This window comes from Dongia mobilis, from assembly GCF_004363235.1.
GTDB lineage: Bacteria > Pseudomonadota > Alphaproteobacteria > Dongiales > Dongiaceae > Dongia > Dongia mobilis.
In genome coordinates, this window is record NZ_SNYW01000007.1 from 464,166 (window position 1) to 477,804 (window position 13,639).

At 63.8% G+C, this 13,639-nt stretch carries 11 protein-coding genes; 6 read left to right on the forward strand and 5 right to left on the reverse strand.

What is annotated here, in order from left to right:
- Nucleotides 1-5: 5 nt before the first annotated feature.
- The 5 genes from A8950_RS07915 to A8950_RS07935 all read right to left on the reverse strand — a co-directional run bounded on the left by A8950_RS07915 (nt 6) and on the right by A8950_RS07935 (nt 5,730).
- The gene (locus A8950_RS07915; protein WP_407644228.1) at nt 6-908 is read right to left on the reverse strand and encodes an ABC transporter permease; all 903 of its coding nucleotides are present in this window, start codon (nt 906-908) and stop codon (nt 6-8) included.
- Nucleotides 909-921: 13 nt separating this feature from the next.
- On the reverse strand, nt 922-1,938 hold the full coding sequence (locus A8950_RS07920; RefSeq protein ID WP_133613085.1) for an ABC transporter permease: 1,017 nt from the start codon (nt 1,936-1,938) through the stop codon (nt 922-924).
- A 90-nt stretch (nt 1,939-2,028) separates the two neighbouring features.
- A complete protein-coding gene (locus A8950_RS07925) occupies nt 2,029-3,588 on the reverse strand; it encodes an ABC transporter substrate-binding protein (RefSeq protein ID WP_133613086.1) in 1,560 nt (519 codons plus the stop codon).
- A gap of 195 nt (nt 3,589-3,783) precedes the next feature.
- Entirely contained in the window at nt 3,784-5,112 is a 1,329-nt protein-coding gene (rimO, locus tag A8950_RS07930) for a 30S ribosomal protein S12 methylthiotransferase RimO (protein ID WP_133613087.1), read from the reverse strand.
- 252 nt (nt 5,113-5,364) lie between these two features.
- Nucleotides 5,365-5,730: a hypothetical protein gene (locus A8950_RS07935; RefSeq protein ID WP_133613088.1), complete on the reverse strand. Its 366-nt coding sequence runs from the start codon at nt 5,728-5,730 to the stop codon at nt 5,365-5,367.
- On the opposite strand from A8950_RS07935, the gene A8950_RS07940 reads away from it, so the two are divergent.
- From A8950_RS07940 to A8950_RS07965, 6 genes are all read left to right on the forward strand, one after another.
- Nucleotides 5,729-5,980 carry a hypothetical protein gene (locus A8950_RS07940; protein ID WP_133613089.1) on the forward strand — a complete coding sequence of 84 codons (252 nt, stop codon included), beginning with the start codon at nt 5,729-5,731 and terminating at the stop codon, nt 5,978-5,980. The genes A8950_RS07935 and A8950_RS07940 overlap by 2 nt on opposite strands.
- 360 nt (nt 5,981-6,340) lie before the next feature.
- Nucleotides 6,341-7,687 (forward strand): histidinol dehydrogenase, encoded by a 1,347-nt coding sequence (hisD, locus tag A8950_RS07945; RefSeq protein WP_133613090.1) that lies wholly within the window; start codon nt 6,341-6,343, stop codon nt 7,685-7,687.
- A 7-nt stretch (nt 7,688-7,694) separates the two neighbouring features.
- Nucleotides 7,695-9,335, forward strand: coding sequence for an alpha-D-glucose phosphate-specific phosphoglucomutase (locus A8950_RS07950; protein WP_133613091.1), 1,641 nt, complete (start codon nt 7,695-7,697; stop codon nt 9,333-9,335).
- Nucleotides 9,332-10,978, forward strand: a complete 1,647-nt coding sequence (gene pgi, locus A8950_RS07955) for a glucose-6-phosphate isomerase (protein WP_133613092.1) — start codon at nt 9,332-9,334, stop codon at nt 10,976-10,978. Before A8950_RS07950 ends, pgi begins: the two co-directional genes overlap by 4 nt.
- 58 nt (nt 10,979-11,036) lie before the next feature.
- Nucleotides 11,037-11,351, forward strand: a complete 315-nt coding sequence (locus A8950_RS07960) for a hypothetical protein (RefSeq protein WP_133613093.1) — start codon at nt 11,037-11,039, stop codon at nt 11,349-11,351.
- A 48-nt stretch (nt 11,352-11,399) separates the two neighbouring features.
- Nucleotides 11,400-13,607, forward strand: coding sequence for a N,N-dimethylformamidase beta subunit family domain-containing protein (locus tag A8950_RS07965; protein WP_133613094.1), 2,208 nt, complete (start codon nt 11,400-11,402; stop codon nt 13,605-13,607).
- The last annotated feature ends 32 nt before the right edge of the window (nt 13,608-13,639 follow it).

The following is a 13,639-nucleotide window of genomic DNA, read 5'->3' on the forward strand; positions in this document are numbered from 1 at the left end:
CCATTTCAAGCCCCACGTGGATCGAGCACGTCGCGCAGACCGTCGCCGATCAGGTTGAAGCCCAGGCTGACAATGCAGATGGCGATGCCGGGATAGGTGCAGATCCACCACTGCTCCAGGATCTGGGCGCGCCCTTCCGAAACCATCGAACCCCATTCCGGCTGTGGCGGCGCGACACCGAGGCCGAGGAAGCCAAGCCCGGCGGCGATCAGGATAATTCCGGCCATGTCGAGCGAAACGCGCACGACGAGAGAGGGGACGCACATCGGCATGATATGCCCGAATAGTATACGCGCCGGGCCGGCGCCGGTCATGCGCGCCGCTGCCATGTAGTCGCTGTTGCGCACGCTCAGGGTCTCGGCGCGCGCGATGCGGGCGTAGGGCGGCCATGCGGTGAGGGCGATGGCCAGCACGGCATTCTCGAGGCCGGCGCCGAGTGCGGCGGCGAAGGCCAACGCTAGGATCAGCTTGGGAAATGCCAGGAAGGCATCGGTGAGGCGCATCAGCACGGTCTCGACCCAGCCGCCGACATATCCGGCGGTGGCGCCAATGATGAGACCCACCGGCGCCGCGGTGATCGCCACCAGACAGACGATGTAGAGGGTGGTCCGGGCACCGTAGACGATGCGGGAGAAGATGTCGCGGCCTTGTTCGTCGGTGCCGAGCAGGAACTCGCCGCTGGGTGGCAGCAGGCGGTCCTCCAAAGCGCCGAAAAGCGGATTGTGCGGGGCGATCCACGGGGCGAAGATCGCCATCACAATCAGCAGCAGCAGGATAAGGAGACCGAGCAGGGCCAGCGGATTGCGGGCGAAGGCCAGCCAGCCGAGATAGAGACGACCCGCCCGCGCCTGCCAGCGGGAATGTGGTGTATCGGACAGAAGCCAGTCGCGCATGGCTGCGGAAAGCATCGACATCCTTCGCTTACTTGGCGCGCGGATCGAGCACGCGATAGGCAAGATCCGTCAGCATGTTGATGATGATGAATATGGCGCCGACCACGATCGTGCCTCCCATCACGGCCGGCATATCCTGGCCGAAGATCGAATCGGTAATGTAGAGGCCGAGGCCGCGCCAGGCGAAGACGGTTTCGGTCAGGACCGACCCCTCCAGCAGATTGCCATAGGAGAGGGCAATGACCGTGAGCAGCGGCACCATGATGTTGCCCATGGCATGTTTCCAGATGATGCGGGTCTCGCTGACACCCTTGACGCGGGCGGTCAGGATATATTCCTGGGAGAGCTGGCCCAGCATCAGTGATCGGGTCATGCGGCTGATATAGGCGAGGCTGAAATAGCCGAGCAGACCCGCCGGGAGGATCAGGTGGCCGACCGCATTCCAGAACAGGTCGGTATCGCCGGCGATCAGCGTATCGACGGTCATCAGGCCGGTAACCGGCGTCACGATGTCCTCATAGCCGAAATCGAGCCGGCCCGGTCCGGGCAGCCAGTCTAGCTTGGCATAAAAGACCAGCAGGCCCATCAGGCCCAGCCAGAAGATCGGCACGGAATAGCCGATGAGGCCGACGAAGCGCACGACATGGTCGATCAGGGTGTCCTTGCGCACGGCCGACCAGACACCCAGCGGTATGCCGAAAACGACGCCGATCAGCGTGCCCAGGGTTGCCAGCTCAAGCGTCGCGGGGAATACGTTCGCCAGTTCCTCGATGATCGGCGTGCCGTTGCGGATGGACTGCCCGAGATCACCTTGCAACACGTTGGTAAGGTAGATCCAGAACTGCACCAGGATGGGCTTGTTGAGGCCCAGTTCCTCGCGCACGCGTTCGACATATTCGTCCGTCGCGTGATCGCCGACGATGGCGAGGACCGGGTCAGCCGGCAACAGGCGGCTGATGACGAATGTCACCAGCAACAGGCCGAACAGCGTGATCGCCATCGAAGCGAGGGCGCCGGCCACTAACCGGATGCGTTGCTGGGTCATGGAAATTGACGGCCAAGGGCCATTCCGGGACTACTTCCCGGAATGGCCGCTGCGACAGGCACGAAGGTCGTCAACCGCATCTGCGGCGGACTATTCCTTCACGACGTTGGCATAAAGGTTGAGGTCGAAGGTCGGGCCGATGACGAAGCCCTTGACGTTGTTGAGGATGGCAGCCGTCTCGACCTGCTGGAACATGATGATGTAGGGGCTGTCTTCCATCGCCTTCTTCTGCAGATCCATGTACATCTGCGCGCGCTTGGCTCCGTCCTTCTCGTCGCGGGCGGCAAGGACGGCGGCCTCGTTCTCCGGCAGCTGCCACTGGTTGCGCTTGGCCAGGGGAGCGATCAGGTAACCCTCTGCATTCGAATGCGGATCCTGATAGTCGGAACCCCACTGCCCGATATAGATGTCGTGCTCGCTGGCGCGGTACTTGGTCAGCGTGGTCTTGTTGTCCGCCAGCTTGATGATCAGGTTGACGCCCGCCTGGGCCATCGTGTTCTGGATCGAGGCCGAGAGGAGGCGGGTCTCGGTCTTGTTGGTCGTATCCATGGTTACGTTGAATCCGTCCGGCAGGCCGGCGGCAGCCAGCAATTCCTTGGCCTTGGCAACGTCCAGCTTGAAGGGTGTGGCGGTGTCGGCACCAAGCTGGCCCTGCGGCAGGAAGCTCTGGTGCTTGATGCCGATCCCCTTGAACGAGGTGTTGGCGAGACCGTCGTAATCGACCAGGTACTTCATCGCCTGGCGAACTTCCGGCTTGGCCAGATTCGGGTTCTTGGTGTTGAGGCCCATGTACCAGAGCGTCGCCTTGGGCGTTGCCGCGATGGTGATGTTGCTGTCCGAGGCAATCGCCGCCAACTGGTCATTGGTCAGGTTGCGCGCCATGTCGACGTCACCCTTCTGCAGCAGCAATTGCTGGGTGGCGCTTTCGGTCACGTTGCGGGCCAGTACGCGCTTGATCTTCGGCGCGCCACCCCAGTAACCCTCGTTGGCTTCGAGAATCAGCGATTCATTGGGTTTCCATCCCTTCAGGACGAAGGGTCCGGAACCGGCCGAATTCGTGCGCAGCCAGTCATAGCCCATATCGCCGTCAACCTCGTGCGATAGGACCTCCTTCTTGTCGACGATGGCCGAGGTGAAGGAAAGGCAATTGAGGAAGAAGCTGGGCGCATAGACATTGTCCAGTTCAACCTCCAGGGTCGACGCGTCCACGACCCGGACCATGTCCTTGACGGTCTCTTTGGTGAGGCCGAACTGGTTCATGATGAAGGCCGGGCTCTTGTCCATCAGGACATAGCGTTCGATCGAAAATTCGGCATCCTCGGCGGTGAGTTCGTTGCCGGATGAGAACTTGATGCCCGGGCGCATCTTGAAGGTAAAGGTCTTGCCGTCGTCCGAAACCGAATAGCTCTCGGCGGCCTGCATCTTGACGGCGCCGGCATTGTCGAGGTCCTGCACGACCAGGCGGTCATAGGTGTTGGCCATATACTCGGAACTGGAGAACTCGTAGATCTCGGCCGGGTCCAGCGAAATGATGTCGTCGAACACCCAAGCCATCACCAGCGTGTCCTTCGGCGTGTCGGCGGCGGCGGTGAAGCTGCCCGCGGCGAGCAGGGCGATGCCGGCGACGCCAGCCTTCAGAATCATGTTCATGCGATGCCTCCTGTCAGTTTTCTGATTCTACCCCCGGGCTTCGCGGTCGCGCGCCGCCATCCCGTTTGTGACAGTTAGGCTATACCGCGCGCACAAATGTGCAACGGAATTTTGTCCGGTCGGCCAGAAGGGGGCGCCAAGTTCGCGTGGGGCCACTCCGATTGCCAGATTGTTCCGTCTGGCCAGAGCGTATGTTCAGCCGACCAGGTCGCCCCAGAGGTCGTAATCCTCGGCGCGGGTGATCTTGACCTTGACCATGTCGCCGGCCTTGAGGCGCTTGCGGCCGAGGTTGCCGACGAAGACCTGCCCGTCGATTTCGGGCGCGTCGGCCGATGACCGGCCGATGGCCTGCGACTTGTCGGCCTCGTCGATCAGCACGTCGAGGGTGCGGCCCACCTTGCGCTGCATGCGCTGTTCGCTGATCGCGCGCTGGGTCTCCATGAAGCGATCCCAACGGTCGTGCTTCTCGTCCTCGTCGACCTGCTCGAGGCCCAGATCATTGGCCCTGGCGCCGTCGACCGGTTCGTATTTGAAGCAGCCCACCCGGTCGAGCTCAGCCTCCTCCAGCCAGTCCAGCATGTAGTTGAAGTCATCCTCGGTTTCGCCGGGAAAGCCGACGATGAAGGTCGAGCGGATGGTGAGGTCTGGGCAGATGTTGCGCCATTTCTTGATGCGCTCCAGCACCTTCTCCTGGTTGCCCGGGCGCTTCATGGCTTTCAGGATCTTCGGGCTGGCATGCTGGAAGGGGATATCGAGATAAGGGAGGACGAGCCCTTCCGCCATCAGCGGGATGACGTCGTCGACATGCGGATAGGGATAGACGTAATGGAGGCGGGTCCAGGCGCCGAGCTGGCCCAGTTCCCGGGCGAGATCCAGGAATTTCGCCTTCACCATGCGGCCCTGATATTTGCTCTCGGCATATTTGATGTCGACGCCGTAGGCCGAGGTATCCTGGCTGATCACCAGCAGTTCCCGGACGCCTGACTTCACGAGGTTCTCGGCCTCGATCAGCACGTCGCGGGCGGGCCGCGAGGCAAGGTCACCGCGCAATGACGGGATGATGCAGAAGGTGCAGCGGTTGTTGCAGCCCTCCGAGATCTTCAGATACGCATAGTGACGCGGCGTCAACTTGAGGCCCGCAGGGGGTACCAAGTCCATGAACGGATCATGCTTCGGCGGCACCACATTGTGCACGGCATCGACCACGGTCTCGTATTGCTGCGGCCCGGTGATGGCGAGAACATTGGGATGCTCGCCGCGGATCAATTCCGGCGTCGCCCCGAGGCAGCCCGTGACGATGACCTTGCCGTTTTTGTTCAGCGCCTCGCCGATCGCTTCCAGGCTCTCGGTGCGTGCTGAATCCAGGAAGCCGCAGGTGTTGACGATGACGACATCGGCCCCGGCATAGGAATCGGAAATGGCGTAGCCTTCCGCCCGCAGTTGGGTAAGGATGCGCTCGGAATCGACCAGGGCCTTGGGGCAGCCCAGGCTGACAATACCGACGCGCGGCTGGCTCTTGCTCATGACAGATTCGGTCCGAAAAAATGCCGGCGCGGCGCCACTGCCGGCCACCTTCCCGCCGGCTGGCGGATAAGGTGCCGCATCGATCCAATTAACCGCTATGGCCGGCTGTTCTGGCGGCATCACCTAGCCGGATTTGCCCGGACTCGCAAGCAACCTCGTAACTATCTGATAATATGAATGTTTTGTTCGGTCACAACCTTGTCACCGAAGTCACCGCCTTGTCGGGGGTGCAAGGCCGTTCCGCTTCCTAACTTAAACCTGACCGGGACGGGTGCGGGGTCTGGTTGAGTTGCGGACCAGTGCTGTTTTGGAACTGCCCCGCGATGATTGTGTTTCTTCCGCCAAGGCTACTGCTCCGGGACGTTCGCCGGTCAGCCCGCCGATCAGGCGGACAAGGCGGCCCGGAGCGCGAAGCAGACGAGACGGGACCTGGAAGATGACGGTTTGGAGTGCGATGGCAGCGGCCGGGATGTTGGTGTGGGCCATCTCGCTCGCCTTGGCGATGGCGCCGCTGGTGCCTTCCGCGAAAGCCGCACGTCTGTCGAGGCACAATTCCTGGCTCGTCTGACCCATCGGATCGACATTACCACGTATCAACAACCAAGGAGATGACGTCATGTTTCGATCGACAACCAGCGTTCTGTGCAGCGCGACCGGCATTGGCAGGCTTGCCGGTGCGGCCTTGCTGCTGGCTGCGCTCGGTGCCTGCTCGAATATGACACCCACCCAGCAGCGCGCCCTCTCGGGTGGTGCCATCGGCGCCGCCGGCGGTGCGGCGCTGACCGCCATTACCGGCGGCAGCGTCGGCTTGGGTGCGGCCATCGGTGGCGCTGCCGGTGTCGGTGCGGGTCTCCTGCTGCCGGATTGATCTGGCGGCGCGCCAGAACGATTGCCCGGATTGATTGCCCGGTATGATTACGTTGCACTGAACTGACCGGCGACACGGGAGCAACCCCAGGACCTACCCCCCGAACGGTCATCCCGTGATCGCCCCTTCCGCCCGGCCATCTCTTCCCGATGGCCGGGCGCTTTCTTTCCGCTACCCTCGACAACTCGAAAAAGCACGGCATTTGCCGCGATTGCACGTCATGCTGCAGGCGCGATGGCCGCATTGCAATCGGGCCGAAAAGCCAATAAACCCATTGGCTAATTCGTTGCCACATGGTCGGGCCTGGAGACAGCCCGAACCAGGCAGCATTCAGCCGATACTGCATTGCCGAGACCAGAGATGACCGACCGCAGGGTGCGACTTTACGATTTGGCCAGGATGGATGACGCCGCCCGGGCGCGACTCCTGGTGCGCTCGGAGGAAAATCTCGACCAGTTTGTCGAGGCGGTGAAGCCGATCGTGGCCGATGTGGCCGCACGCGGCGATGCGGCGCTGGCCGATTGCGCCCGGCGCTTCGACGGCGCCCCGGCGGAGTTTTCGCAGATCCTTACGCCGCCGGAAGATTTCGCCTGGGCCGACCGCCAGGTATCGGACGAGGTAAAGGCAGCACTCGCCTTTGCGGCCGACAACATCCGGCGCTTTCACCTGGCGCAGATGCCCGAGGATATGTGGCTGAAGGAGATGCGGCCGGGTGTCTTTGCCGGCGAGCGCTGGACGCCGATCGATTCCGTCGCCTGTTACGTGCCGCGCGGCAAGGGCTCGTTCCCGTCGGTGGCACTGATGACCGCGATTCCTGCCGTGGTGGCCGGGGTGCCGCGTGTGGTCATGCTGACGCCGCCAGGCGCCGATGGCCGCGCCGATGCGGCCACACTGGTGGCGGCCCGCCTTGCCGGGGTCAGCGAAGTCTATCGCGTCGGCGGCGCCCAGGCCGTCGCTGCGGTCGCCTATGGCACGGCATCGGTGCCGCATTGCCTCAAGATCGTGGGTCCGGGTGCACCCTATCTGATCGCCGCCAAGAAGCTGCTGGCCGACCGTATCGATCCCGGCATGCTGGCCGGCCCCTCCGAGGCGCTGGTGCTGGCTGACGAGACCGCCGATGGCAAACTCGCCGCCCTCGATCTACTGGTAGAAGTCGAGCACGGGCCCGATTCCTCGGGCTTCCTGGTCACCAATTCGCGCGACGTGGCGGAGGCCGCCATTGCCGCCATTCCGGGCTTCTTTGGAAACATGAGTGCAACACGGATCGATTACACGATGACGGTGTTGTCATCCGAGCGCGGCGGCATCGTGCTGACGCCGGATCTGACATCGGCCTATGACTTCGTCAACGACTACGCCCCGGAACACCTGATGATCCACGCCAGGGAGCCCTATCAGCATCTCGGCCATATCCGCAATGCGGGCGAGATCCTGCTGGGCGAGAACACCTCCAACACCCTCGCCAATTTCGTGATCGGTCCCAACAACGTGCTGCCGACCAGCGGCTGGGCCAAGACCATGTCGCCGCTCTCGGTGTTCGACTACATGAAGCGCGCGACCGTGGCCCATGTGACGCCCAAGGGTTATCACGAGCTTGCCGGCGCCGCGGAGTGTCTCGCCCGCTATGAAGGGTTCGACGCCCATGCCAATGCGGTCTCAGCGACCCGCGCCGCGATCATGAAGGAACGCGACGGCAAGACCGGATAAGGAGATCATGACCGACGCCATCCAGCGCATCGCGTGCCACGCGTTCAGGGATCAACGACCGGGAACCTCCGGCCTGCGCAAGCGGGTGCTGCAATTCCAGACGCCGCATTACCTCGCCATGTTCGTCCAGGCGATCTTCGAGGGCGTCGGCGATCTCCGCGGCGCCGCCATCGCCCTCGGTGGCGACGGACGTTTCTTCAATCGCGAGGCAAGCGAGATCATCCTGCGCATGGCAGCTGCCCATGGCGTCGCCCGCGTGGTGGTCGGGCGGGGCGGCCTGATGTCGACGCCCGCGGTCAGCAACCTCATCCGCCAGCGCGGACTCAAAGGCGGGATCATCCTCTCTGCCAGCCACAATCCCGGCGGTCCCGACGGCGATTTCGGCATCAAGTACAATGTCGCCAATGGCGGCCCGGCACCGGAATCGGTGACCGAGGCGATCTTCCGTCATTCCCAGAGCCTCGCTGGCTACGACATTCTGGGTGAAGCGGCGGGGAAGGTGGATCTCGACCGGACGGGCGAGCAGCGCCTCGGCCAACTGGTGGTCGAGGTGGTGGACTGCGTTGCCGATTATGCGCGCCTGATGGAGCAGCTGTTCGATTTCGAGCGCATGCGCCGCTGGCTGAAATCCAACCGCCTGGTCTTCGACGCGATGCATGCGGTGACCGGGCCCTATGCCGAGGAGATCCTGGTGAAGCGCCTCGGCGCGCCCGCGTCGGCGCTGCTCAATGCCGTGCCGAAGCCGGATTTCGGCAATCACCACCCCGATCCCAACCCGGCCCATGCCGAGGAATTGATGGCAAGGATGTGGGCCGCCGACGCGCCGGCATTGGGCGCCGCTTCGGACGGTGACGGCGACCGCAACATGATCGTCGGACCCCGCATGGCGGTCTCGCCCAGCGACAGCCTCGCCGTCATGCTGGCCAATGCCGCCCTAATTCCAGGCTATTCGAAAGGGGTCAGCGGCGTGGCGCGCTCGATGCCGACCAGTCGCGCCGCCGATGTCGTCGCCAGGGAACTCGGGCTTGAAGCGTTCGAAACGCCGACGGGGTGGAAGTTCTTCGGCAATTTGCTGGATGCCGGCCGGGTGACGCTCTGCGGAGAAGAGAGCTACGGCACCGGCTCCGACCATGTGCGCGAGAAGGACGGGCTTTGGGCCGTGCTGTTCTGGCTCAATCTGGTCGCCGTCAGCGGCCGGTCGGTGCCCGATCTGCTCGGCGACCACTGGCGGCGCTTCGGGCGACACTACTATTCCCGCCATGATTACGAGGCGGTCGACAGCGACCTTGCCGATGACATCGTTGCGCGGTTGCGTGGCCGTCTCGGCGACCTCTCCGGACGCAGCCATGATGGCCGGCGCATCGAACTGACCGACGATTTCCGCTATGTCGACCCGGTCGACCATTCGGTCAGCGAAAGGCAGGGCCTGCGCCTGGTCTTCGCCGATGGCAGCCGCATCATCCTGCGTCTGTCCGGTACCGGCACGGTAGGCGCCACGCTCCGGCTCTACCTAGAGCAGTTCGAGCCGCGGACGGGGAGGCTGGACCGCGAGCCGGCCGAGGCCCTCGGCACCCTTGCGGAACTGGCCGAGGAAATTGTCGGCATCAGGCGTATCTCGGGACGAACCCGACCGGATGTGGTGACATGAGCGATCCGACGCGACTTCCTGCCTGGCAGTCCCTCGGTCAGCATCATGCCCAGCTCGGCGCGACCACGATCGCGGAGCTGTTCGCTGCCGACCCGGATCGCTTCCGCAACTTCTCGGCGCGGTTCGGCGATCTGGTGCTGGACTATTCCAAGAACCGGATCAGCGACGTGACGCTCTCGCTGCTCTTCGACCTTGCCCGCGAGGCAGGGCTTGACCAGGCGCGTGCCGATCTCTTTGCCGGCAAGCCGGTGAACAACACGGAGAACCGGCCCGCCCTGCACATGGCGCTCCGCGCCCAGGCGGCAATGCGCGACAAGCCGCTGGTCTTCGCCGCCGCGGGTGTCGCCGTGGCACCGGATGTCACCCAGGAACTCGACCACATGTTCGGCTTCGCGCAGGAAGTGCGCCTCGGGGCCTTTCTCGGGGCCACCGGCAAGCGCCTGCAGCATGTGGTCAATATCGGCATCGGCGGCTCCGATCTCGGCCCCGCTCTGGTGGTCGATGCCCTGCGTCCGGATATCGACGGCCGCATGGTGCTCGATTTCGTTTCCAACGTCGACGGCGCCCATCTCGACGCGGTGCTGGCACGCACCGATCCTGAAACCACGCTTTTCATCATTGCCTCGAAAACCTTCACCACGGCCGAGACCATGGCGAATGCGCGCGCGGCGCGAAAATGGCTCGCGGCAAAGCTGGGTGAAGCCGCGGTCGATCGCCACTTCGTCGCGGTCTCGACCAATATCGAGGCAGTCCGGGCCTTCGGCATCGATCCCCAGCGCATGTTCCGGTTCTGGGATTGGGTTGGCGGGCGCTATTCGCTCTGGTCGGCGATCGGCCTTTCGATTGTGCTGGCGATCGGTCCGGCGAAGTTCCGTGACCTGCTGGCCGGCGCTGCCGATATGGACCGGCACTTCCTTGAGGCGCCGCTCCAGGAAAACCTGCCGGTCATCCTTGGCCTACTGCAGGTCTGGCACCGCAATTTCTGCGGCCATGCCACTCAGGCTATCCTGCCCTACGCGCAGGACCTCTGGCGCCTGCCGGCCTATCTGCAGCAACTGGAGATGGAGAGCAACGGGAAGTCGGTGACCCGTGACGGCGGGCCCGTCACCTGGGAGACGTCGCCGGTGATCTGGGGGCAGGCCGGCACCAACGGCCAGCACGCCTTTCACCAGATGCTGCATCAGGGCACCGAGCCGGTGCCCTGCGATTTCATCCTTGCGGCACGCGACCGTTCCAGCCTGCCCGCGCAGCACCAGATGCTGTTCGCCAATGGTCTTGCACAATCGGCCGCACTGGCCTTCGGGCGCTCCGCCGCGGACGTCGCCGCCGCCATGCGCGCCGCCGGCCAGGACGGGGCCGTGATCGAGCGCCTGGTCCCGCACCGCAGCTTTGCCGGCAACCGGCCCTCGACCACAATCGTACTGCCCGTGCTGGATGCCTATCATCTGGGCGCTCTCATCGCGCTCTACGAGCACAAGGTGTTCGTCGCCGCCACCATCTGGGGCATTAATCCCTTCGATCAATGGGGCGTCGAACTCGGCAAGGAACTCGCCAATGCGCTGCTGGCGGGCAGTGATGCGCCGGCCGATTCCTCGACAGCGGGCCTGATGGCCCTATATGATGCTGCCGCCCGGCGCCGGTAGTGGCGCTGCAGCCAGCCGGAATTCCACCTCGAATGCCGGTAAGTGAGACGGGGGAATCATGCTCAGGATCGATGCCGACGGGCCGCGTGGCGCGGCTATTGCCCAGGAATTCAAGGCGGCGCCATTCGGCCCCTACAGTGCGGATCTGCAGAAAACCCTGCAATTGCTGCGCTGGGGTTACGCGCGCGGCCGCACCATCATTGTCTGCACCAGGCCCTATTGCGAATGGCGCCTCGGCCGCATGGGCCCGCAGCGCGGCATGAAGGTTGAAATCGACGACAGCGCGGTGTTCACCGATTACGGCGCTGCCGTCTGGGCCTGCTTCCGCGCCCGCTGGCAGGAAGTGACCGGCAAGCCTTGCCCCGTCGCCTGACCCCCTGCCGCTGCTGCATCTCAGTTCGATTTTCCAGGATTTGACGCCGTGATCAATGAACGCATTCTCGGATACACCGACCGCCTCAGTGCAGCGCCGGGCGACAGCATCGCATTCAAGGTCAGCGCGCCGCTGCCTGGAAAATACGACGCCCGCCTGGTCCGCCTCATCTGCGGCGACGATTCACCGGAAGGCCCTGGCCTGAAGGTCGAGGATGTGGCGAGCGAATTCGCCGGCAGCCACAAGGCGCGGCAGCAGCCGATGCAGCCCGGCTCCTTTGTCTGGGTGACGGCGCGCCATCCCTTTGAACTCGCCAATTTCACGTTGCAGGTGATGATCTGGCCGACCCTCCCCGGCAACGGCAAGGCACAGGGCATCCTCGGCAATTTCGATGCGGCGACCGGCAGCGGCTATGCCCTCTATCTTGATGAAGATGGCTGCCTGGCCTTCCGCGCCGGCGGCAACGCGCCGGTTTCAACCGGCGTCAAGCTGCTGGCCCGCCACTGGTACGAGGTTCATGCCAGCTTCGATTCGGGTACCGGCCGGGTCATCCTCGGACACAAGGCGATGCTGCCCTATCATGGCCAGGCCAATACCGTGTCGCATACCGGGGCGGTGCCAGCCCCCTCCGGCGAAGGCGGGCGCTTCCTGATCGCCGCCTGGAACGACGGCAAGGCCGCCGCCGCCCATTTCAACGGCAAGATCGACTCGCCGCGCGTCTCGGCGCGCGCCCTGCAGCCGGAACAGGTTGCGCGCTTGCGGGGCTTGCCGCTCGACGTCGAACTGGCGCCTTATGTCGTGGCCGCCTGGGATTTCTCGCGCGGCATCGGCACGGTCAAGGTAACCGACGTCTCCGGCAACCGGCATCACGGGCGCACCATCAACCTGCCGACCCGTGCCATGACCGGCTGGAACTGGGACGGCAGTGAGTTCAACTGGCAGAAGAAGCCGGCACATTACGGTGCCATCCATTTCCACGACGACGACCTTTACGATTGCGGCTGGCGTACCGATTTCACCTTCACCGTCCCCGACGGGATGAAAAGCGGCATCTATTGCGCCCATGTCAGCCAGAAATCGGCTGACGGCAGTCTGACCGAGGACTACATCCCGTTCTTCGTCCGGCCTCGGCGCGGCACGGCGACGGCGCCGCTGGCACTCCTCATCCCGACTGCCAGCTACCTTGCCTATGCCAATCACCAGATGCCGTCCTCCTGGTGGTTCGAGGAATTGTCGAGTTGCAAGTTCACCACCCTCAACGAATACGACCGCTACCTCGAGGAGCATGAGTGTTTCGGCCTATCGGTCTATGACGATCACACCGACGGCAGCGGCGTGTGCCATTCGTCCTTCCTCCGGCCGATCCTCAACATGCGGCCGAAGACCGATCTTTGGCAGTTCAATGCCGACACGCATCTGACCGACTGGCTGGAGAAGAAGGGAATTCCCTATGACGTCATCACCGATGACGACCTCCATGCCGAGGGGATCGAGTGCCTGCGCCCCTATCGCTGCGTCATGACCGGCACGCATCCGGAATACTATTCCAAGCAGATGCTGGACGCGCTGCAATCCTATACCAATGGCGGTGGCCGCCTCATGTATATGGGGGCCAACGGGTTCTACTGGCGCATCGCCTATCACCCGGGCCTGCCGGGCGTCATCGAGCATCGCCGTTCCGAGGACGGCATGCGCGCCTGGTTCTCGGAAGTGGGCGAGTACCATATGAGCTTCACCGGCGAATTGTCCGGCCTTTGGGCGCGCAACGGTCGCCCGCCCAACATGCTGGTCGGCAATGCATTCGCAGCCCAGGGCTTCATCAACGCGGTGCCCTACCACCGCACGCCGGATAGCCGCGATCCGCGGGTCGCCTTCATGTTCGAGGGCCTGGGTGACGAGCCGATCGGCGATTTCGGCATTGTCGGCGGCGGTGCCGCGGGCTGGGAGATCGACCGCGCCGATACGCGCCTTGGCACGCCGCCGCATGCCCTGATGGTGGCGACGGCGACCGATTTCCCTGACTCGTATCACTGGGTGAACGAGGAGATGAACCACACCCACTCCGCGGTCAACGGCGATACCTGCCCGCGTGTGCGCTGCGACATGATGTTTTTCGAGACGCTCAACGGTGGAGCCGTGTTCTCGACCGGTTCGATCTCCTATGCCGGCTCGCTGTCGCACAACAACTATGACAACAATGTCAGCCGCCTCACCGAGAATGTAATCCGTCGTTTCATCGATCCGGCGGCGTTCTGACGCAATCCCCGCTCCGCCTCAAGAGCGAGCGG